20 protein-coding genes and 1 pseudogene are annotated in these 22,297 nt (G+C 55.5%); 6 read left to right on the forward strand and 15 right to left on the reverse strand.

Features of this window, described 5'->3' with window-relative positions; genetic code table 11:
* Positions 1-30: 30 nt before the first annotated feature.
* A complete protein-coding gene (locus ACJA3S_RS18425; RefSeq protein ID WP_406819520.1) occupies positions 31-1,332 on the forward strand; it encodes a mechanosensitive ion channel family protein in 1,302 nt (433 codons plus the stop codon).
* A 34-nt stretch (positions 1,333-1,366) separates the two neighbouring features.
* On the opposite strand, the gene ACJA3S_RS18430 is transcribed toward ACJA3S_RS18425, so the two are convergent.
* The 10 genes from ACJA3S_RS18430 to ACJA3S_RS18475 form a co-directional block, all read right to left on the reverse strand.
* Positions 1,367-1,672 carry a DUF3077 domain-containing protein gene (locus ACJA3S_RS18430; protein WP_406819521.1) on the reverse strand — a complete coding sequence of 102 codons (306 nt, stop codon included), beginning with the start codon at positions 1,670-1,672 and terminating at the stop codon, positions 1,367-1,369.
* Between the two features lie 96 nt (positions 1,673-1,768).
* A complete protein-coding gene (locus ACJA3S_RS18435) occupies positions 1,769-2,011 on the reverse strand; it encodes a hypothetical protein (RefSeq protein ID WP_406819522.1) in 243 nt (80 codons plus the stop codon).
* Positions 2,012-2,539: 528 nt separating this feature from the next.
* On the reverse strand, positions 2,540-2,740 hold the full coding sequence (locus ACJA3S_RS18440) for a hypothetical protein (RefSeq protein ID WP_406819523.1): 201 nt from the start codon (positions 2,738-2,740) through the stop codon (positions 2,540-2,542).
* 576 nt (positions 2,741-3,316) lie between these two features.
* Complete coding sequence (locus tag ACJA3S_RS18445) at positions 3,317-6,445, reverse strand: AAA family ATPase (protein WP_406819524.1); 3,129 nt, start codon at positions 6,443-6,445, stop codon at positions 3,317-3,319.
* Positions 6,426-6,974 carry a hypothetical protein gene (locus ACJA3S_RS18450; protein WP_406819525.1) on the reverse strand — a complete coding sequence of 183 codons (549 nt, stop codon included), beginning with the start codon at positions 6,972-6,974 and terminating at the stop codon, positions 6,426-6,428. Before ACJA3S_RS18450 ends, ACJA3S_RS18445 begins: the two co-directional genes overlap by 20 nt.
* On the reverse strand, positions 6,958-8,187 hold the full coding sequence (locus tag ACJA3S_RS18455) for an ABC-three component system protein (RefSeq protein WP_406819526.1): 1,230 nt from the start codon (positions 8,185-8,187) through the stop codon (positions 6,958-6,960). Before ACJA3S_RS18455 ends, ACJA3S_RS18450 begins: the two co-directional genes overlap by 17 nt.
* Positions 8,188-8,251: 64 nt before the next feature.
* A complete protein-coding gene (locus ACJA3S_RS18460) occupies positions 8,252-9,304 on the reverse strand; it encodes a ComEC/Rec2 family competence protein (RefSeq protein ID WP_406819527.1) in 1,053 nt (350 codons plus the stop codon).
* 125 nt (positions 9,305-9,429) lie between these two features.
* Positions 9,430-10,065, reverse strand: coding sequence for an HNH endonuclease (locus ACJA3S_RS18465; protein ID WP_406819528.1), 636 nt, complete (start codon positions 10,063-10,065; stop codon positions 9,430-9,432).
* Positions 10,062-11,546, reverse strand: coding sequence for an AAA family ATPase (locus ACJA3S_RS18470; protein ID WP_406819529.1), 1,485 nt, complete (start codon positions 11,544-11,546; stop codon positions 10,062-10,064). Before ACJA3S_RS18470 ends, ACJA3S_RS18465 begins: the two co-directional genes overlap by 4 nt.
* A 377-nt stretch (positions 11,547-11,923) precedes the next feature.
* Entirely contained in the window at positions 11,924-12,388 is a 465-nt protein-coding gene (locus ACJA3S_RS18475) for a hypothetical protein (RefSeq protein ID WP_406819530.1), read from the reverse strand.
* A 197-nt stretch (positions 12,389-12,585) separates the two neighbouring features.
* Between ACJA3S_RS18475 and ACJA3S_RS18480 the strand changes: the two are divergent.
* Positions 12,586-13,002 (forward strand): annotated as a pseudogene (locus tag ACJA3S_RS18480) (mechanosensitive ion channel family protein); the annotation flags it as partial.
* Positions 13,003-13,036: 34 nt separating this feature from the next.
* On the opposite strand, the gene ACJA3S_RS18485 reads toward ACJA3S_RS18480, so the two are convergent.
* The 4 genes from ACJA3S_RS18485 to ACJA3S_RS18500 all read right to left on the reverse strand — a co-directional run bounded on the left by ACJA3S_RS18485 (position 13,037) and on the right by ACJA3S_RS18500 (position 16,721).
* Entirely contained in the window at positions 13,037-14,425 is a 1,389-nt protein-coding gene (locus ACJA3S_RS18485) for a purine-cytosine permease family protein (protein WP_406819531.1), read from the reverse strand.
* 78 nt (positions 14,426-14,503) lie between these two features.
* Positions 14,504-15,379: a carboxylate/amino acid/amine transporter gene (locus tag ACJA3S_RS18490; RefSeq protein ID WP_406819532.1), complete on the reverse strand. Its 876-nt coding sequence runs from the start codon at positions 15,377-15,379 to the stop codon at positions 14,504-14,506.
* A gap of 319 nt (positions 15,380-15,698) precedes the next feature.
* Positions 15,699-16,298, reverse strand: a complete 600-nt coding sequence (locus ACJA3S_RS18495; protein WP_170031317.1) for an FMN-dependent NADH-azoreductase — start codon at positions 16,296-16,298, stop codon at positions 15,699-15,701.
* Positions 16,299-16,406: 108 nt separating this feature from the next.
* Positions 16,407-16,721 (reverse strand): 3-phosphoglycerate kinase, encoded by a 315-nt coding sequence (locus ACJA3S_RS18500; protein ID WP_406819533.1) that lies wholly within the window; start codon positions 16,719-16,721, stop codon positions 16,407-16,409.
* Positions 16,722-16,769: 48 nt separating this feature from the next.
* Between ACJA3S_RS18500 and ACJA3S_RS18505 the strand changes: the two genes are divergently transcribed.
* The 4 genes from ACJA3S_RS18505 (at position 16,770) to ACJA3S_RS18520 (ending at position 20,965) form a co-directional block, all read left to right on the forward strand.
* On the forward strand, positions 16,770-17,693 hold the full coding sequence (locus ACJA3S_RS18505) for a LysR family transcriptional regulator (RefSeq protein ID WP_170031319.1): 924 nt from the start codon (positions 16,770-16,772) through the stop codon (positions 17,691-17,693).
* A gap of 13 nt (positions 17,694-17,706) precedes the next feature.
* A complete protein-coding gene (locus ACJA3S_RS18510) occupies positions 17,707-18,519 on the forward strand; it encodes an alpha/beta fold hydrolase (protein ID WP_406819534.1) in 813 nt (270 codons plus the stop codon).
* Entirely contained in the window at positions 18,513-19,070 is a 558-nt protein-coding gene (locus ACJA3S_RS18515) for a peptidylprolyl isomerase (protein WP_170031323.1), read from the forward strand. Before ACJA3S_RS18510 ends, ACJA3S_RS18515 begins: the two co-directional genes overlap by 7 nt.
* A gap of 62 nt (positions 19,071-19,132) precedes the next feature.
* On the forward strand, positions 19,133-20,965 hold the full coding sequence (locus ACJA3S_RS18520) for an ABC transporter ATP-binding protein (protein WP_406819535.1): 1,833 nt from the start codon (positions 19,133-19,135) through the stop codon (positions 20,963-20,965).
* Between the two features lie 125 nt (positions 20,966-21,090).
* Here the strand turns inward: ACJA3S_RS18520 and ACJA3S_RS18525 are convergent, their stop codons facing one another.
* Positions 21,091-22,218: a GNAT family N-acetyltransferase gene (locus tag ACJA3S_RS18525; protein WP_406822274.1), complete on the reverse strand. Its 1,128-nt coding sequence runs from the start codon at positions 22,216-22,218 to the stop codon at positions 21,091-21,093.
* Positions 22,219-22,297: the final 79 nt, after the last annotated feature.

The raw sequence follows: 22,297 nt of genomic DNA on the forward strand, positions 1-22,297 counted from the left end.
TCGTTTGGCAACAAGACTGTACGCAAGCCCATGGATATCCAACGAATCTGGCGTGACTCCCTCGACCTGTGGGGCACCCTCGACCGCCATCCAATGCTGCACGCGGCCATTGGCCTGGCGGTGCTGCTGCTGATCTCCCTGGTCATCGGCCGCCTGGCGCGCTTCCTGGTGCTGCATGGCGCCCGCCTGCTGGCCCGCCAGCCGGCGCTGAGGTGGCTGGACGACCTGCGCAACAACAAGGTTTTGCACCGCCTGGCCCAGACCACGCCGTCGCTGGTGCTGCAGTTCGGCCTGAAACTGGTGCCGGAGCTGTCCGATACCGCCCAGCACTTCCTCGGCAATGTCGCCCTGGCCTTCACCCTGCTGTTCATGACCCTGGCGCTGTCGTGCCTGCTGGATGCCCTGCTCGACATCTACGCCCGCACCGAACACGCCCGCACCCGCTCGATCAAGGGCTACGTGCAACTGGCCAAGATGATGCTGTGGATCTTCGCCGCCATCGTCATCGTCGCCACCCTGATCGACCGCTCGCCGCTGTTGCTACTGTCGGGCCTGGGTGCGATGTCGGCGGTGCTGCTGTTGGTGTACAAGGACACCCTGCTGTCGTTCGTCGCCAGCGTGCAGCTGACCAGCAACGACATGCTGCACGTGGGAGACTGGATCGAAATGCCGCAGGTCGGTGCCGATGGCGACGTGGTCGACATCACTCTGCACACGGTGAAGGTGCAGAACTTCGACAAGACCATCGTCTCCATCCCCACCTGGCGTCTGATGAGCGAGTCGTTCCGTAACTACCGCGGCATGCAGCAGTCCGGTGGCCGGCGCATCAAGCGCAGCCTGTTCATCGATGCCGCCGGGGTGCGCTTTCTCACCCGCGAAGAAGAACAGCGCCTGAGCCAGGTGCACCTGCTGGCCGACTACCTGGCTGGCAAGCGCCAGGAGCTGCAGCGCTGGAACGAGGCCATGGGGCCAGTGGCCGAGCTGTCGGCCAACCGCCGCAAGCTCACCAACATCGGCACCTTCCGCGCCTTTGCCCTGGCCTACCTGAAGAACCACCCCAACGTGCACCCGAACATGACCTGCATGGTGCGGCAGATGCAGACCACCGCCGAGGGCGTGCCGCTGGAGATCTACTGCTTCACCACTACCACGGTGTGGGCGGATTACGAGCGGATCCAGGGGGATATCTTCGATTACTTGCTGGCGGTGTTGCCGGAGTTTGGGCTGAGCTTGTACCAGCAGCCGAGTGGCAATGACATGCGGGTGGGGCTGGCGGGGCGCGCGGCTCCAGAGCCAATGCCGCGCCGCCTTGAAGAAATGAACGAGGTTTGAGTTTACCGGGGCTGATTTGCAGCCCCTTCCCTTTTCAAGGCCGCTCAGAGTGGCGCGGCTGGACTGCGTTATCAGCGCTTTTCATCATGCCCAGTTCGGCATCATCGAGCAGGGCCTTGGCCAAGGCGCAAAGGTAGTGCGAGGCCCAAAGTAGCTGGGGTTTGTCTTCCATCAGTCCGTCGATGGACAAATCGCGGGCATAGCCCATCAGCTCTGAAGCCTGTTCGCGGGCATTCTGGCAAGGGATGCCTGGCTCGATGCGAAACAGGGGATGGGTCTGGTTTTCGCCTTGGTAGAAGGTGGTTTTGCCCACCGTGACTGGGGTTTCTTCGATGGCCATTGGTTCATCTCCCTGAAATTGCAGATGCCTGGGCTGGCCCTGCCGCCGGCAAGCCGGACTCCCACCAGGCGCAGCCCCAGGCGAATCATGATGTGATTAATGCAACGTCTGCGGGTCTGCTGACCTTTGGACTTGAGCCAGCGCCGATTCGAGCAACCTGCGGAGGGCTTCTAGCTCGTGCATCGACGTCATGATCAACACCGAGACGGATGATTTCGGTTGCATCAATACGGCTTGCTGAGCAACGGCTTCGGCGCATAGCGCGTAATCGGCGGCCATCAGCAGCGTGTCTTCCAGGGAATGGAGGTTGCAGGGTGGGTCGGGGACTATCTTCAGCATGGTGTAACCCTCAATTTGCGATTGGGACTACCGCCATTTGCTGTCAAACAAAGGGTGGCAGCTGTGCACGGGTTGACAGACCGGTCAAATTGAGAAACCCGGCGCGCCCGAAGGCGCCCCACGCACAGCCGCCATTGAGGGCAAAGCTGAGGATTGTAATTTGAGTCGGCCTGTCAAAGCCGGTCGTTGGATTGCAACGACCAGCCGAGACTAGAGGCCAACTGAGAACACTACAATGGGTAGCAGTATCTTTGGGAAATGGCCTACAAGGAAGGGGCGAAATCTGATTTTTTTATCGGTTAGGGGTAACAGTATGTAACGCTCGCAAGCCATGCGTACTGAACGACGGGTGAGGCATTGTTTCATCGTTTTGAATCCCCCTACTCGCCGCCTCGACCTAGGACTGCACCTTTAACGCTTGTGCCGCCACGGCACGAAGCTGTTCCAGGGAAATCTGGTCGAGGTGGGCGAGAAGGAATGCCGCCGATTGTGTTAGAGCAGGCGCGGGAGGATGACAAAGTAAATCGGTCAAATAGCCGTAAGCACTCCATGAACCTCATTCAAAGCGCCTAGTTGTTTAATACGTTTCTGATCCTGACGGGCTTGCTCCCGATCAACCATGAGCTCCGCTTTTTGGCCCATCTCACTCAGGAACGCTTGCCACCATGCAGCAATCTGCTCGGGATACAAGCTTTTGCGATGGCAGTATTCCACCTCAATCTCGGACACGCTGGCACATTCGCGACAGCTGCGAATTTCATTTCTGCCGACCAACTTTCAGTCGGATGTTTGGGATCGGTCACCACCACGCATTCTTCGGCACTGGCTCGTTTGCCCTAGATATTACATCGGCATTTCAGTAACGCCCTCATGTCTGGCGACTTCAGCCATCGTCAGACTGAGTGAGGGCCCAGCATCTTGAACAGTTCGGCAGAGGAATAGTATGGCACAACGGCTCTCTTTCCGCCCCCCGGGGCCTGGTTTCAGATAAACTGGCGAGGTGACAACTATCCTGACACTGGGGGAGCGCTTACGCTTCCTTGGCTTAGTGATAGCGCTTCATTGCCTCCACAGCCTCTTGAAAAATGGGATCGTCGGATATGAGCACTGACGTCAAATTCCGTTTCATTGCTGCTCCAGATGCATTGCGTTGGTGATCCAAAGTGTTGCGCGATCGAAAGACGCATGCCTAATCCGGAATCACTATCCTGACGGGGCGATAGCAGTCGTCTGCGTAGGCTAGCTATTCTCCACTGAGCGTGACGAAGTCACAGGAGGGACGAGTCCGCCCATCCTGTGTCATCGCTAATTGTGGAATGGCTCGACCGGCACCACTACGCCGAACTTCTCTAACTGCAGGAATTTTGCCCCCAATATCTCAGCCGGAATTTTGCGCTGCAGTAGTCCAAAGAAATTTTCATCGTGTGTAGAAATGATAATTTGCTTTTTGAACTGAAGACAGATACTTCTCAGAAGATCGATAGTAGAGAGAATATTTATGGAATCCATCGACTGAATAGGGTCATCAATCATAACGACATCAACCGGTTCGCCCTTATCATCCTTGGCGTGAAGTGCGCCCGCCAAAAACACGCTTAGGCTCAGGATATTAGCCTGCGCAGCGCTAAAGTAGAGAATTGGTGAAATCAATACACCGTCTTCGTCGCTAACAACAATATTTAGCCCAGGCTTATCAGAATCGAAATCGGGCTTGAACTCTACTTTCTTAAAGGCCGGATGCGGATCAATTTTTCTATAAATAACATTAATAAGATCCTCATAGAAGAAATTATTAATCAATAACTTCAGCTGCTCGATCACGGCAGCCCGCTCAGCAGTCAGGAGCTTATCAACTTGTATCCTTTTTTCAAGCCCGACCTCAACTTCTGCCAACTCATCCTGGAGAGCAAGACGCTTAATGTAGGGCTTAAAAGACGCCATCAACTCTAAAAGCAGACTGAAATCGTTCGAAACTTTTTCAAGGTTCTCAGCTCGTAATCGACGGTTGTATAGCTCACTACTAATTAGCGTCTTCACTTTCTCTAGATTATCATCCACCCGAACCACAATCAGCGCAGCAAGGCTTTCATAAAAAGCGCTGACTGCAGACTGTGCGCGCGCTAACTGCAGTTCAAGTGCTTCTTTTTGGGATCGGAGATCGACAAAGTTCATCCACGTCCCATCGGATGCCATTTTTTGATGGAGCGCATTGCATTGCGCCGCCAGGTCATCACTTACAGACTTAGCCTTGCTAAGCTGAGATTCGAATTTATTATTCTCAATCTGACAGTACGCACCTAACTGGTTTGAATTTACACCTCTATTGACGAGATAGTTGGCCACCAGCATATAGGATGCCTGAGACTTTAAATTATTTTCTTCCGTTATCAGCGCTTGCAGATTCGAATCTGCTTGCGAAATTTGCTGATTGAGCTGAAAAATCTGCTGATTCAGTTCTGTTTGTTGCTTGAGCAACGTTAATCGTTTATTAGAAAGCTGAGCGATCTCCCCTCGGGACCGGCTCAAAAGCTCATCTTGCTCAAGACTCCAGACGCTTTTATCGAGCACACTAATTCTGTTTTCTAACGCACGCTGCTCCACCCCAAGAGCAGATCTTTCACGGGCTATCAGAGCGAGTCTACTGCTCAGTTCTGTCGATTTAACTTGAATATCAGCTAGTTGCCTTACGTGCGACTCCTCTGCAACTCGAATGATAGATTGCATCTCTTTCAAAAGGTGCTTGCGACGTGCTTCAGAACGTGCCAGCAGATCGCTATTTTCCTGACTGAGGCGCGACAATAAAGTCTGGGATTTAACTTTTTCCCTGAGCCGGCCTGCATCTTCGTGAGGCGCATTGCACAACGGACAAATATTAGACGGCCATGCACTGAGGTACTCAAGACCTGCAGAAATTAAGCGCTCGTGAACACCCATCTGCTCTGCTAAAGCTGTTTGTGTGGCATGCACAGTTTTGTTATGGGTTTCGATGGATTTCAGCTCACTGAAGCATCTCGTCAAACGCTCTAGATTTTCCATATCTAGATATTTGGCACCTTCACCTCCCGACAGAACAAATTCCGCAGTTATTTTCAAGCCAGACATCTGACCCAAATCAAATACGACTGCATCGAGTTTTGATTGATCTAGCCGAATCGCTACTTCTTTCTCAGCAATCTGCTGTGAAACAACCTCCACTCGCGCACGCTGGGTTGCTAACTCTGCATAAGTTGGCCCAGCATTATCAATGGAATTTCTTAGAAATGCAGTTCGTTCATCAGCTGTTATAAGTTCTTTTTTCGTGTTCTCTAGGGCTTTAGCGAGCCCTGACAACTGAGCACGATCACCTGCCCGACTTTCCTCCAGCGTCTTTAACCGCTGCGTGATTTCCTGAAGGCGTGATTCAGACTGCAGGTAAATACCAGAATGTTCTGTAATTTCCCTGACGCGCGCCAAGCTTTGACTGGCTTCCTGAAGATCAGTAGTACTCTTGGCATGGCCATTTAGGAGTGTTTGATAACTATCAGCATCGATGACGCCTTGAGAAAGCCGAGCCAGGTTAGCTGTTTGATGCGACAGAAGTTTGCTATGAAGTTCAATTTCGGGTATTTTGGCTAACCTATCCGCGAGAGTATTTACCGCCCGTGCGTTCGTATCCTGCTCAACGCTCAACTCATGCTGCCTGGACACGAGGCTCGCGTTGAGTGCGTGTTCCGTTTGAGCGGAAAAACTCTCGTCGGCAAGGAGAATGCTTTCACCAGCAGCGTTTAGCTGCGATGCCAAAGCATTGAAGCTCTCAAAAATAGATAAATCAACCGGCTGATTAAGTTCTAAGATCATGGCCTCACGCTGGCTTTCCAGGGCCAACAATTCAGCCTTGTTGTCAACTATGAGTGCGGTCAATTCCTTGCGAGCTTCCTCAGTCTCTCCACCGAAACTCTCCATAAACTTGGTATAACGACCGTGAGGTTTCTCCTCTCGGAGAAACCTATCAATCTCATCCTGACTTAAAATGACACGCCGAAAATAATCGTTCTCACGACCTCTGTCACTAAAGCGCAGGTCGCGCCCGTTTGTCCGTATTGTGCCCAATTCTCGTGCAAAGGGCTTAGGTCGAGTAGTGGACACTACTACCCGAGTTCTTACTTTTTTGTCGACGTATTTATTCCGAAGTATCTCCTGCCCCTTCTCAAGCTCCTTAGTTGCGCGGGCTGCACCTTCGTAATTAACTCTATTGTATTCCCCACCTAAACGTTCCAAATGATTCGTGACGGCCCACTCTACCGCATCATAAAATGAACTTTTACCAAAACCATTCGGGGCAAATATCGCAACGAAATCAGCAGGAATATCGCCACCATTCGTAAAGTCAAACGTTCCTTCTGACTTCAGCTTGTAAGCGCGAAACGCTTCTATTTCAACTTTTTTGATTTTCATTTTTATTTAAAGATTCTATAATTTTATTAATCATTGCCGCTCGCTTTTCTTTGGATTCAACCTTCTGATCTAATGGCGTGCCTCGCACGAACTCATCCAGCGACAACAATGGTTCTCGGGTCTGCGTGGCACGCGGATCAAGGGTCAAATCTGCGCCAAGCAGTTGCTCCTGCAGAAGTTTAGTCAATTGCTTAAGCGTGGGTAATTTAGGAAGGCCATCAACGATCAATTTGCGAGCAGCGTATTTATTATTTTCTATTAGATATTTGTCCCAAATAGGAACTTTTCCGCAAGTCACAAAAGCGATGTAGACGTTCCACGCGGCAAGATTTCCAGGTGGCTGGTGGTGAACCGAAACAAGATTCTGGATTACCCGCCAGCTTTTCACGATTGCTGACGGGTCTTTGCACAAACATACGATACAGGAAATAAAAGAAAGCGAATCATCTGAGCAAAACATGAGAAAATCAATATCCTCAAACTCAGAGCTTATAAAATCAAAATCATAGCCTCTAGGTAATAATCTCATTCAACTTATCCCTGAACATCTGCAACTGATCCCTGCCAGGAGCTAAGCCTCGGTACTCATATTCGTTATCAATTACGCACCGAGTACGAAGCCCTTCAAGGTGAGTCAGCTTATAGCTGGTATAAATTGAGCTTTCAACCTCGCTAATTGAAAACGGGCCTTGGCTCGGGACAGTCGCAATATTATTAATCACATTTTTGAGTAAAAAACCTGGCGGAAAGGGCTTTGCTGCTGCGTCAGGCGAAGCGATTATCAGGGTGCCATTCTTGTCAAGTAGCTTACGCGCTATTCTAAGGACTTCATCCAAACGGCCAATCCAATTAGAGTTATCGCTTGTATATAAGAGGCGACGCTTCTTCTCAATTCCGGTGATATAATCGATATCAGCGATTCCAGCACCATCGATGAGCGCGGAAATCACGATAAACTCTAAATAGGCTACCCATAGCTCACGCCCCTCTAGCTCACCAGGGGATCGGCCCCCCATCAGAAGCTGGGCGTCGTACTGTTTCATGATTTCAAAAGGAGGTGGCATTCCATTTGCAATTAAAGATTCAGCGAAACCATTCAATGCAGCTTTCAAATGATGCACGTTGACTGGATCAATAACATTAAAAGAGAAAATCATTTCACGCACTTCTGAGAAGCAGGCCATATACGGTGGAATTATTGGCGCGCTTGAATGCAGAGCGGCGAGCTCCTTGTACTTTATGAGACTGTAGCATTTCACACGACCGAACTGCTGATCCAGTCGAGTAGCCTCCATCTCGAATTCAACTCCAACAAGATACGGGTAACCATTACTTACATGGTACACCCCACCTCCGGACATGCCTTGAATTACATCCTTGGGTGGAATGCCTCTTAACGCGAGTATTATCAGTTCATTGGCTACACTGGCGGAGTGTCCAATCCATTGTTTAATTGGCGTTGCGCTTGTCCTTTCGGTTTCAGGGAGTCCCACTAAGGTCAGGTTGGCTTCCTGAGGCAAATGCGAGGCATTCCAAGTTTTTTGCGACAACCCGGCTTGATGAGTGATTTTCAGTATGGCGCAATCTAGTGGCTCCTCCTGACCTACCTTCGGAAAAACCAATACATCTAGTACTTCAATCTTATGGCCATTATGGTCTACTACCATATTTCGGACTGCTTCCGCAACAATAGCGTGCCGGGCTGTAAGCACATAAGAATATTCCTGCGTCATAGCGTTCATCAGAACACCACTGCCGCCATTTACCATTACGCAGTATGACTGCATAATCTCCGAAACTGTATTATTAGAGTCTAATATCATTATCGAGCACTTCTAGACGAGAGGAATACTCCTCAAGCTCATTTTCCAAAAGCAGCGGCGCGATTACATGCCCATAATTAAAAAGTATCTTGCCTTGCGTGTCTTTAATAATCCTAGCAATTGTCCTTTTGTTTGGAAGTCCGTGCTTCGTTCCATCAGTGGAAATAATATAAATCGGAGACTCCAGCAGTTGCAGTAACTCGCTACTGGTATTGTATTGGCTACCGTGATGCGACAGCTTCACCAGATCCAACTTAAGCTTATTCGTTTTGCTGTGCCCACTCGCCCGTAAATTTTCACACACCACACCTTCATGAGCATCGCCCAAAAAAAGCATACGTTTATCATCAGCTTCGAGCAAGAAAGCAATTGAGCTTCCATTGTATACTGAAGTATCCGACTGAAATTTATCATCTTGCCAGAATTCTTCCAGCGACAACTGATAGTCATTATCATGGGATGAAGTCTTACCCGAATCAACTTCTGTCGGCCACACATGCAATAGCTTTTCAAGCTGTTTCCGGTCAGGAGACAGAACTTTTAAGTTATAAGGGCCTACCTCATGGGTTTGCCCAGCCATTACCAGAGGAGTACGAACGCAGCCAATCTTGTCGAGTAGCTCTTCCAGATCCTTCCCTTGCTTTACCGATGTCAGGGGAGAATCATCAAGAAGTTTTATGTCATTCTCGGGAATTTCGGAAACATTGAAATAGCGAGTAATCAATCGCGAAGAGTTGAACCAAATAGATTTGACCATTTTACCTAGATAACCAGGCTTCTCAAAAGCCTTGATTAGGCCATTGATATGATCGTCATCAACGTGGGTCAAAATTGCCAGGTCAATGTTCTGCTGCTTGGCCTTCAATTCATCAAGGGTTACGCACAGCGCACCAGCATAGAGCTGTCGAGGCCCGTGCCTGAAGGTTGTCGATGTTCCGCCGTCTATCAGAAGATTGAAGACGCCATTAGGCCCTTCGTGGCTAACGAGGATGCAGTCTCCATGCCTCGCTTTGAGGACGCGTACGATGATGGCCATCAGGACTCCCCTGTCGCTGCCTGACTCTGCCAGGCTGTCAAAATGACATTAGCATAAGTCGTGCTAAGAGAACTGCCAAGAGTCCGATAGAAATTCCATATTGACGCCATATAAACGGTGTAATATCACTGATTTGTTGGAATCTGAAGCATTATCAGTTCGAGAGCAATGTCGGCTAGACCGGGCTCATTTTTCGCATTGAAGGCTGCATCAACCTCCTCTTCAAAGCTTTTATCTGCTGCGCTCCCTTTCATTCCCATAAAATCAACTGTGAACCTCAACAAATCGCATGCGTATATTGTAAACTTCCCTTTATTTGTAAATGGGATATATATAAACTCCCTACAGGATATGTGATCTTCATATCTATCAAAGTGAGGATGAATTATCTTAAAATCCTTGGAGGCGGTCGGATAGGTCTTTCTACTAGGATTTACCAAAACCTCCTTATCGCCTTTACTCAAATTGCAATCTGGGCACGAGGCTGCAAGATTTCGGGGTTCAAACATAAAGCGAACGTGCTTGGCTCTGGCAGCTATATGCTCTACATCCCAAACCCTATGATTCCTAGAGAGAATGAGATTATTACAGTAACAGCACCGCGTCTTTTGCACCGTAATATAATGATCTTTGATTCGGCTCTTAAGCTTTTCTAAGCCCTTATCCGACCAATAGCCTGGATCCTTGCAATCATCCGCCAAGTTGCTAAAAGCTGTGACTATGGCTTGATCTGCCTCACAATAATCAATTGGAATGATCATTTCTCATCCCCTGCATCGATAGCCACTTCTTGTAAGTTCATTATGACTCTTGAGACGGATGGCTCATCGTCAAGTTTTGGCAGCAGGCCAACCAGCCAGTCAACAGTAGATTGAAACTCTTCTGATCGTACCTCGCCGTCGGCAGCCAGGCGTAGTGCTTTAATGATTTCTTGCCGAAGGTAAAGGTTATTTTTCCCTGGGGTCTGGAAAGCTGTTGCCAAGATATGATCTGAGGATTTTCCAGATATATCCGTAGATTCGATATCAGCACTCGCATTGCGCTCCATCACTACCACGTTGGAGTTGCTCGCATCAATATCGGCGACTATTAAAGGCGAGTGCGTGGCGATTACAAAGTGACAGTTTTTGTAGTCCGCAAACGTTTTCTGCAACAGATCAATATATCCCGACTGCCACTCAGGATGCAAACTCACTTCAGGCTCATCAATTAAAATCAAGCTGCCATCCTGGATCACTGAAGCCAAGCCAAGAAATGCAGTTACTAAACTCATCTCCCCCGAACTGGCGCTCAAGAGATCGACTTTAATTCCGTCTTGGCGATTGATCAAAACGCCAACAGGCAAGATGACCCTAAGTTTTCTTAGCGGCTCAAGAAGAGAATACAACCCTCCATCATTTTCATGCGTCTCAAAGTCTGAGCCTATCGAAACAGTATGCCCATCTAAGCTTTTAGCGACAAAAATCCTTGCTGCTTTTATTAACGCCTGGTAGTCCTCATCGCTGACACCCCCGCCGTAAGGAGCATACTGATTGAGCGATTTACTAAACTTTAATGGATCATCTTCCAATAGTTCCGATAAAAGACTAGCCTTTGCCCTGTATGTCACTTCTATTCGAGGTTCAAACCCTAGAAAATTAAAAACCCCCGCAATTCGATCCAGTCGCCTAGCTCGCTCGCTCGATAAGTTGAACAGTCCTTCAACCGCTCTCATTAGAGGTGCTAGTGCATAAGCTCTGCCGGAGCGATCACGAAGACCAAGATATTCATAACAGTTTGATGAAGACCCAAAAACTGCATTCGCCCTCAAATTCGAGATCCTAAATTTATCAAAGGGCGTCGTGGTAATGGCTATAACCTTACTCGGAACTGGAACTTTTCCGAGATCACTCACAGGTTCTCCATTCACATGAATCTTGAACTTACCATTCAATGATTTCAAACAAACTTCAGCACCATTAGCCAAATATCGCAAAACCACCTCAGACCTGTTACGAGATGGAATTTTTGTTGACTCAGACAGCCTATAAAAAACATCCGCAATGGCTGCTAGGAATCGGCTTTTTCCTATTCCATTTCGTCCAATTAGTATAGTTACCCAAGTTGAATCATTATTATCGTTCTCGTTTAATGAAAAGCGGATCGTATTTGATGGCGCTTCGTCACGTGTATAGTGATTTTGGGAAACCAGATGAACAGTTGCATCCAATAGCCGAAAACTGTTGCTTTTACGTCCTTGCATTGTATTACCCGACGTGTAAATTGTGATGGCTTCAAGCCACCATTAGACAGGATTTTTTTACCTTAGGCCAGCCAGAGTTACCTATTTAGAGTGCCGAAGCACATTGAATTGGCTGCTCTTGGAAGCGAGCCTTGACAGAGAGCAGACGACCAGCAGCGATGCATCTCGCTGCTAGCAGCGTTCAAGTGCAAATCGGACCCACCTATTCAGCCCACTTGGGGGTACATCCAGCTCCACGCCAAGGTTAATCCAGCGATTGTCAGGAATGTAGAAATGAGCCTCGGCTCTCACAAGCGCTAACGCTTCAAGCCCAGCACTCAATGCGGAATTGACAGCTGATGGCAATGTTGTCATAGGATGTCTTTAGCCCGGCAAGGCTATCGATACCGAACAGAAAAATCATCGTCTCCAGGCTCCGCTGCCACCAAAATCTCCTGACCATCCAAGGTACTCGAGGTCAGCATCCGCTTTTCATCATAATCAGCGTGTGACCCGCCTGCGGGCTCCGATCGCACCTCGACCAGACAGCACCGTTGATCTTCAGGCGAGAAGAAGAAATTCGCAGGGGCCGCGTCAAGCTTGGCGCGAATGAAGTCCCTCACATCCCCGTATTTTTCTTTGGCGACAAAGGCCAACGGCCTTGCGAACTCCCCGGCCTTGGGTGTTTCCCGCAACTCACCTAGACCGTTGACGTAGATTTCATAAACGATGCCTGCCAGCACATAATTCGAGACCAGTCTGGCAATTTCTTCAGTTTCAAGTCGAGGTTGAGCATGAAGTCCATTGCTTTGTGAGCGTTGCCACATGCAGCCTGATAGATATTTCGCCCTAAAACGAACCATGACGTTGCCGGATACCGCTAGTTTCAGAATGGTATCGAGCTTAAGAATTGCGGGAGTCTGATCGTATCAGTTGTGCGACTTTGGCTTGCTGATTATGCCATTGAGCACATTGGGGCCGTCTGAATGGACGGTGCATAGCCCCAGTCCGACTTCTCGTCATTGGTCAAAACAGCACGTGGGTGAAATCTTTCTACGCATTTCGCTATAACCGAGAAGAACACCGCCTGAGCCAGGTGCATCTGCTGGCCGCCTACCTGGCCGGCAAGCGCCAGAAGCTGCAGCACTGGAACGAGGCCTTGGCACCTTCCGCGCCTTTGCCCTGGCCTACCTGAAGCCCCCCCAACGTGCACCCGAACATGACCTGCATGGTGCGGCAGATGCAGACCACCGCCGAGGGCGTGCCGCTGGAGATCTACTGCTTTACCACTACCACGGTGTGGGCGGATTACGAGCGGATCCAGGGGGATATCTTCGATTACTTGCTGGCGGTGTTGCCGGAGTTTGGGCTGAGCTTGTATCAGCAGCCGAGTGGCAATGACATGCGGGTGGGGTTGGCGGGGCGTGCGACGCCAGAGCCAATGCCGCGCCGCCTTGAAGAAATGAACGAGGTTTGAGTTTACCGGGGCTGCTTTGCAGCCCCTTCCCTTTTCAAGGCCGCGTCAGGGAACCGCATTCCTTGTTTGCCAAAAGCGGCTTGCTTTCCCGGCTGTGAACCATGCAGTACAACGCGCCAGCCAGAATCAACCCCATCGCCCAACTGATATCCGCCCCCAGCCACTCAGCCACAAAGCCCGTATAGAACGACAGCTTCATGAACGGGATGGTACCGATGATCGACACCGCATACACCGCCAGGCTCCGACGATTGAAGCAGCCATAACGCCCCTTGGCGTCATACAGCGCCCCCACATCATAGTGGCCACGGCACACCCAGTAGTAATCCACCAGGTTGATCGCGCTCCATGGGATCAGCAGGTACAGCTGGCCGATCAGGATGTCGGCAAAGAACGTATCGAAATTGTATTGGGTGGCGACGGCAATCACCGTTGCCGCTGCGGTCAGGCCAGCCATTACCAAGGCCTTGGCCGTCGCAGTCACGCGGCGGATGGTCTTGAACGCGCCAAAGATCGTGACCGACGACATATAGGCGCTGTACAGGCACAGGACGTTGTACTGGATCACCCCCAGCGCAATCACTGCCAGCGCCAACGGCGCCCACGGGCCAAACAGGGCGGCGATGGCTGTGGCCGGGTCATGGCCCAGGGCCGAGGGCAGTTCCACGGCAACCAGCGCGCCCAGTGCCATCATGGCGAAGGAGCCCAGCGCACAACCGCAGTAGGTGGCCCAGAACGTGGCGCGTGGGTTGACGTTGGCCGGGAGGTAGCGCGAGTAATCAGCCACATAGGGGCCATAGCCCAGCGTCCACGAGGCCGACTGGGCCACGATCAGGTTGAACGCAGTGAACGAAAAGCCGGTACTCACCGCCGTCGTGGTTGCCATGTCGCCAGGGTGCAGCAGGATCAGCACCAGGGCGCCGGCAAACACCAGCGTGGACAACAGGCTCATCCACGCCCCCAGGCGGTGGATGAGTTCGTAGCCGACAAAGCCGATGACAAAGGTCAGTACCCCGACCACCACGATGGCCTGGTCATCGCTCATCGGCACCAGGGCCTGCAGGGCATTGCGCATCAGCACGCCGCTGGCGGCGAGGAACAGGACTGCGGCGGTGACCATCACCAACAGCGGAAGCGCCGCACCATGGACGCCGAACTGGGCCCGGCTCTGGATCATCTGTGGCACGCCCAGGTGCGGGCCCTGGGCAGAGTGCGCGGCCATGAACACGGTGCCGATCAGGTTGCCGACCAACAGGCCGAGCAAGGTCCAGCCCAGGCTCAGCCCCAAGGCGACGCCCAGGGTGCCGACCATCAGGGCGGTTATCTGGAAATTGGAGCTGAACCAGATGGTGAACAACCGTTTGGGCGTACCATAACGCTCAGCGTGTGGGACAAATTCGATACTTCGCGTTTCTAGCTTCACGCCGGTCTCCGGTTTTTATTTTTTTGATTATCGGGTAGCCACCGACGGGTTTCGGGCCCAGTAACGAACGTGTCATAGCTAGCTGCGCCATGCTTTGCCTGATAACGGCAGGCTACCCAGGCGGCTCATCCACACCGACGCCAGGATCACCGCCCCACCGAGCAACAGCCGGCCCAATGGCTCGTGCTGGTTCCAGATCAGCAGGTTCAGCAGCAAGCCTACCGGCACATGCAGGTTGTTCATCACCGCCAGCGTCGCGCCGGAAACCAGGCAGGCGCCCTTGTTCCACCAGTACAGCCCCAGCGCTGTCGGGCACAGGCCGAGGAACAGCAACACCAGCCACTGCACGTGGGTGCTCGGCAGGTGCTGGGCGTTGCCGAACAGCAGGAAGGCTGGCAACACCACGATCAGCGCGCCCAGGTAGAAGTAGCCGAAGCGCTTGTAGTGCGGCAGGTCGCTGGGGTGGCGTGCGACCAGGTGGCGGTAGAGCACCTGGCCGGCGGCGTAGGTGAAGTTGGCCAGTTGCAGCAGCAGGAAGCCGATGAAGAACTCGCCGCTGATGGTGTCGAAGCGGATCACCGCAGCACCGGCCACCGCCACCAGCGCTGCCGCCAGGGCCCAGGGGTTGAAGCGGCGGTTCATGGCATCTTCGATCAGGGTCACGTGCAATGGCGTGAGGATGGTGAACAGCAGCACCTCCGGGACGGTAAGCACGCGGAAGCTGAGGTACAGGCAGACGTAGGTGATGCCGTACTGCAGCGCGCCGATCAGCAGCATCGAGCGCATGAAGCGCGGTTCGACCTGGCGCCAGCGGGTCAGTGGCAGGAATACCAGGCCAGCCAGCACCACGCGCGCGAGCACGGCGAAGTAGCTGTCGACGTGCCCGGCCAGGTACTCGCCGATCAGGCTGAAGGAAAACGCCTGGATCAGCGCGACGATAATCAGGTAGCCCATGGGTGCCTCTCGGGGATCAAGGGCGCGACCTTAGCGGGTTGCGGGGGATGAGTTCAACCATGAGGAATGTAAGGACGGCAGCGCACGCGGCCTTTGTAGGAGCGGCCTTGTGTCGCGAAAGGGGTGCGAAGCAGCCCCAGGATCTCAGCACAGCAGCACAAATCGCCGGGGCTGCTTCGCAGCCCTTTCGCGACACAAGGCCGCTACACAGAGCCACAGCAGAGCGCATGTGCACAGACATAAAAAAGCCCGGCCAATGGCCGGGCAGGTACACCCAAAGGAGCAAAACCAGGTGTCAGGGTTGGGAATTCGTTGCGCCTCAGGCCACCGCTGCCAGCCGGGCCTTGGCCTGGTTCACGCCTTTCTCGTGGAACTCGCCGCTCATGTTCAGGCCTTCTGCATGGATGAAGTCGACATCATGAATGCCGATGAAGGCCATGACCTGGCGCAGGTACGGTTCCTGGTGGTCGCTGCTGGCGCCGGCGTGGATGCCGCCACGGGCCGTCAGGACAATGGCACGCTTGCCAGTCAGCAAGCCCTGTGGGCCGGTGGGGGTGTACTTGAAGGTGATGCCGGCACGCAGCACGTGGTCCAGCCAGGCCTTGAGCGTGCTGGGGATGGTGAAGTTGTACATCGGCGCAGCCATCACCAGCACGTCGGCAGCGAGCAGTTCATCGGTCAGCTCGTTGGAGCGGGCCAGGGCCTCCAGCTCGGCGGCGCTGCGCTGCTCTTCGGGCTTCATCCAGCCACCCAGCAGGTTGGCGTCCAGGTGCGGCACCGGGTTCACCGCCAGGTCACGCACGCTGATCTGGTCGGCCGGATGGGCGGCCTGCCATTGCTGGATGAAGTCACGGGTCAGCTGGCGGGAAACGGAATCCTGCTGGCGGGCGCTGCTTTCGATGATCAGTACGCGGGACATGGGTGCCTCCATCGGCAAAAAGGGTTGCGATTCGATGGAGGTGAGATTAAGGCTTGACCTATCGATAAAAAAGCGTAAAAAGTGGGTGCAATCAATCGATTTATCAGTTTATTCCGCGCTACAGCTCAAGGCGATCCGCAGTTTGATGATCTGCCGGTTGAACTTGACGGTGACGTCGACGCTTTTCCCGGCCGGTACATTCACCCGCCGTACCCGCGGTGCCTCGGGGCCGTTGCGGAAGGTGACCTTGCATGCAGCCGGCACCTGCCCATAGTTGTTCAGGGTGATGGCGCCAATGTCGTAAGCCGTGTCGTAGGCGGTGTAGTCGAGCTTGACCCCGGTCAGTTCCTTTTCCACATCGATGGGATACGCCATGGCCCCGAGGGGCAGGCACATCAGTATTGCCGCACAACATTTCTTCATGGGCCGCTCTCCTTGAAAGAGCGCAGCTTAGGACAACAGGAGCGAAACATGAAAGCGCCGCGCGTAACCCTTGACCAGTGGCGAACCCTGCAGGCAGTGGTCGATCACGGCGGGTTTGCCCAGGCCGCCGAGGCACTGCACCGTTCGCAGTCGTCGGTCAGCTACACCGTGGCGCGCATGCAGGAGCAACTGGGCGTGCCGCTGCTGCGTATCGATGGCCGCAAGGCCGTGCTCACCGAGGCCGGCAATGTGCTGCTGCGCCGCTCGCGCCACCTGGTCAAGCAGGCCAGCCAGCTCGAAGACCTCGCTCACCACATGGAACAGGGCTGGGAGGCCGAGGTGCGCCTGGTGGTCGATGCCGCCTACCCCAGCGCCCGCCTGGTGCGCGCCCTGGCCGCGTTCATGCCGCAGAGCCGTGGCTGCCGGGTGCGCCTGCGTGAAGAAGTACTGTCCGGGGTCGAGGAAGTGATGCACGAAGGCATCGCCGACCTGGCCATCAGCAGCTACAGCATCGGCGGCTACCTGGGTGCCGAACTGAGCGCAGTAGAGTTCGTCGCCGTCGCCCACCCGGAGCACAGCCTGCACCGCCTGGGCCGCGAGCTCACCTTCCAGGACCTGGAAAGCCAGTTGCAGGTGGTGATCCGCGACTCCGGCCGCGCCCAGCCGCGCGACGTCGGCTGGCTCGGTGCCGAGCAGCGCTGGACAGTCGGCAGCCTGGGCACCGCCGCGACCTTCGTCAGCAGCGGCCTGGGCTTTGCCTGGCTGCCCCGGCACATGATCGAGCGCGAGCTGCGCGAAGGCGTGCTCAAGCCGTTGCCACTGGACCAGGGTGGCAGCCGCCACCCACTGTTCTACCTTTATTCCAGCAAAGAGAAGACCCTGGGCCCGGCGACGCAGATCCTCATCGACCTGCTGCGCAATTTCGACACCGCGCCACTGGACGTGCCCTTCGCAGCCCCCGCACAAGCCTGAGAGGACCGCGCCCATGGCCTATTTCGAACACGAAGGATGTGCACTGCATTACCAGGTTTTTGGCCAGGGCCAACCGCTGGTGCTGTTGCATGGCCTGGGCTCCAGCTGCCAGGACTGGGAGATGCAGGTGCCGGCGCTCAGCCGTCACTACCAGGTCATCCTGATGGACATCCGCGGCCATGGTCGCTCCGACAAGCCCCGCGACGGCTACCAGATCGCCACCTTCAGTGCCGACCTGCTGGCCCTACTCGAACACTTGGAGACCGGCCCGGTGCACTTCGTCGGCCTGTCCATGGGCGGCATGATCGGCTTCCAGTTCGCCGTGGACCATCCGCAATGGCTACGCAGCCTGTGCATCGTCAACAGCGCCCCCGAGGTCAAGCGCCGCAGCAGCAGTGACTGGGCCTGGTGGTTGAAGCGCTGGGGCCTGGCGCGCCTGCTCAGCGTCGAAACCGTCGGCAAGGGCTTGGCCGAACGGCTGTTCCCCAAGCCCGAGCAGGCCGAACTGCGCCAGGAAATGGCCCAGCGCTGGGCACGCAACGACAAACGCGCCTACCTCAAGAGCTTCGACGCCATCGTCGACTGGGGCGTGCAGGAACGCATCGGGCAGATTCACTGTCCTACCCTGGTGATCGCCGCCGACCACGATTACACGCCGATACAACTGAAACAACGCTATGTCGCCCTGATGCCCCACGCCAGGCTGGTGGTCATCGACGATTCCCGGCACGCTACGCCCCTCGACCAACCCGAGGTCTTCAACCAGACCCTGCTGCAATTCCTTGCAGCCGCTTCCACCTCTCAAGGATCTTTGAGCCCATGCTGAAAAAACTTCTGCTCACCGCCTGCTCGGTCGCCTTTGCCACCAGCGTCATGGCCTCCGACAAGACCCCGCACGTTGTGCTGGACACCAGCTTCGGCCAGGTGGAAATCGAGCTGAATGCCGAGAAGGCGCCGATCAGTACCAAGAACTTCCTCAGCTATGTCGACAGCGGCTTCTACAACAACACCATCTTCCACCGCGTGATTCCGGGCTTCATGGTCCAGGGCGGCGGGTTCACCGAGCAGATGGTGCAGAAACCCACCAAGGACCCGATCAGGAACGAAGCCAGCAACGGCCTGCAGAACACCCGCGGCACCTTGTCGATGGCGCGCACCTCGGACCCGAATTCGGCCACCAGCCAGTTCTTCATCAACGTAGCCGACAACGACTTCCTCAACCCGGGCCGTGACGCCGGTTATGCCGTGTTCGGCAAGGTGACCAAGGGCATGGAAGTGGTCGACCAGATCGTCAACTCGCCGACCACCATCAAGAAAGGCATGCGCGATGTACCGGCCGACCCGGTGTACATCAAGTCGGCCAAACGCATCGACTGACCACAGGCTTCACAGGGACGTGAAACCGCCTGGGGTCGGATGGAACAGGAGTGTCGTCACCCATGCTGTACCGCCGTTTCGAGCAACTGATCGACATTTTTCGCGACGCGCCGAGCGAAGCGCCCCCCAGCCGGGTATGGCCGTTCTACCTGTATTACCTGCGCCAGGTCTGGCCGAGCTTCCTGGCCCTGCTGGTGGTCGGCCTGTTCGCCTCGCTGATCGAGGTGGCGATGTTCAGCTACCTCAGCCGCATCATCGACCTGGCCCAGGGCACGCCCAACGCCAACTTCTTCAGTGAGCACAGTGGCGAGCTGGTCTGGATGCTGGTGGTCATCCTGCTGCTGCGGCCGTTGTTCTTCGGCCTGCACGACCTGCTGGTGCACCAGACCATCACCCCCGGCATGACCAGCCTGATCCGCTGGCAGAACCACACCTACGTGCTCAAGCAGAGCCTGAATTTCTTCCAGAGCGACTTCGCCGGGCGTATCGCCCAGCGCATCATGCAGACCGGCAACTCGCTGCGTGACTCCGCCGTGCAGGCGGTGGATGCACTGTGGCATGTGCTGATCTACGCCATCACCTCGCTGGTGCTGTTCGCCGAGGCCGACTGGCGCCTGATGCTGCCCCTGCTGCTGTGGATCGTCGGCTATATCGCCGCGCTGTTCTACTTCGTGCCCAGGGTGAAGGAACGCTCGGTGATTTCCTCCGACGCGCGCTCCAAGCTGATGGGCCGTATCGTCGATGGCTACACCAACATCGCCACCCTCAAGCTGTTCGCCCACACCGACCACGAGCGGCAATACGCTCGCGAAGCGATCAGCGAACAGACCGAGAAAACCCAGCTGGCGGCGCGCGTGGTCACCAGCATGGACGTGGTCATCACCACCCTCAACGGCCTGCTGGTGGTCACCACCACAGGCCTGGCCCTGTGGCTGTGGAGCCAGTCGCTGATCACGGTCGGCGCCATCGCCCTGGCCACCGGCCTGGTGATCCGCATCGTCAACATGTCGGGCTGGATCATGTGGGTGGTCAACGGCATCTTCGAGAACATCGGCATGGTCCAGGACGGCCTGCAGACCATCGCCCAGCCGGTTACCGTCACCGACCCGCCCAACGCGCCGGCGCTACAGGTCAGCCGCGGCGCGGTACGCTTCGATGACGTGGATTTCCACTATGGCCAGGCGGCCAACGTGATCGAAGGGCTGAACCTGGACATTCGCCCGGGCGAGAAGATCGGCCTGATCGGCCCGTCCGGGGCCGGCAAGTCGACCCTGGTCAACCTGCTGCTGCGGCTGTACGACGTGCAGGGCGGGCGCATCCTCATCGACGGCCAGGACATCGCCCAGGTCAGCCAGGCCAGCCTGCGCGCGCAGATTGGCATGATCACCCAGGACACCTCGCTGCTGCACCGCTCGATTCGCGACAACCTGCTGTACGGCCGCCCGGGTGCCAGCGAGGCCGAGCTGCTCGAAGCGGTGCGCCGGGCGCGGGCTGACGAGTTCATCCCGCAGCTGTCGGATGCACTGGGCCGCACCGGCTTCGATGCCCACGTGGGCGAGCGCGGGGTCAAGCTGTCGGGCGGGCAGCGCCAGCGCATCGCCATTGCCCGGGTGCTGTTGAAGAATGCACCGATCCTGATCATGGACGAAGCGACCTCGGCGCTGGACTCGGAAGTCGAGGCCGCCATCCAGGAAAGCCTGGAGACGCTGATGCAGGGCAAGACGGTGATCGCCATTGCCCACCGGCTGTCGACCATCGCGCGCATGGACCGGCTGGTGGTGCTGGACAAGGGGCGCATCGTCGAGAGTGGCAGCCACAGTGAACTGCTCGCGCAGCAAGGCCTGTATGCCCGCTTGTGGCATCACCAGACCGGGGGCTTTGTCGGGGTCGACTGACGCCTGCACCGGCCTCTTCGCGGGTAAACCCGCTCCCACAGGGACCGCACAAATTTCATGGTCTGTGCAGTACCTGTGGGAGCGGGTTCACCCACGAAATGGCCAGCACAGGCAATATGAATGGATCAGTCCCGGCGATAGGGCAGCATCCCCCGGGCCTCCTCGGCATACGCGCGCACCCCTTCCCGCTCCTGCGCCAGGAAATCTTCCACCGCCCGGCGCAGCCCCGGGTGCAGCAGGTAGTGCCACGACCGCGTCAGCACCGGTTCGAACCCGCGTATCAGCTTGTGCTCGCCCTGTGCCCCGGCATCGAAGCGCTGCAGGCCCTCGGCGATGGCAAAGTCCATGCCCTGGTAGAAACAGGTCTCGAAATGCAACCGGTCGAACTCGTCCAGGCAGCCCCAGTAACGCCCGAACAAGCTGTCGCCGCCCACCAGGCTCAAGGCCATCGCCACGTCCCGCCCAGCTTGCCGCGCCATCACCACGCGCAGTGCCTCGGGCATGCGCTCCGCCAGCAAGCTGAAAAACTCGCGCGTCAGGTAAGGCGCACGCCGGCGTACTGCGTAGGTGTTGGCGTAGCAGCGGTAGACGAAGTCCCACTGCGCCTGGTCCAGCTCCGCGCCGTGGTACCAGCGAAAATCGATGCCCTGCCCGGCTACCTGCTCACGCTCCTTGCGCATCTGCTTGCGCTTGCGTGAGCTGAGGCTGTCGAGGAAGTCCTGGAAGTCACGGTAGCCATGATTGCGCCAGTGGAACTGGCAACCCAGCCGCTCCATCCAGCCCGGCACCGCGGCCATCTGCGCATCCAGCTGCGGGTCGGTGAAGTTGATGTGTGCCCCGGACAACCCGCCCTTGCCCAGGTACTCCGGCAACGCCTGCAGCACCAGCAAGGCGTCGGCAGGGTCGGCGGCCAGCAGGCGCGGGCCGCTGACCGGGCTGAACGGCACGGCACCGAGCAGCTTGGGGTAGTAGGCGATGCCGGCCCGCTCACAGGCATCGGCCCAACCATGGTCGAACACATACTCGCCAAACGAATGCCACTTGCGGTACGCCGGCAGCAGCGCCCGCACCTGCCCGTCACGCTCCAGCACCAGGTGCTCGGCGGCCCAGCCGGTGTTGTGCGCGACGCTGCCGCTGTCCTCCATGGCACTGAGAAACGCATGGCGCAGGAACGGTTGGCCGGGCGGCACCAAGGCATCCCAGGTAGCCGCCGGCAGGTCACGCAGATGAGCAAGGCTGTACAGGCTGGTCACGGTTTCGACTCGCTGTTTCAAGGTACCCAGTATCCCCAAGGAAGGCCCGCCACTCAATTCACCAAGGCCGTGGCGATCC

Origin of the sequence: Pseudomonas sp. KnCO4 (assembly GCF_045344305.1) — a bacterium.
GTDB lineage: Bacteria > Pseudomonadota > Gammaproteobacteria > Pseudomonadales > Pseudomonadaceae > Aquipseudomonas > Aquipseudomonas anuradhapurensis.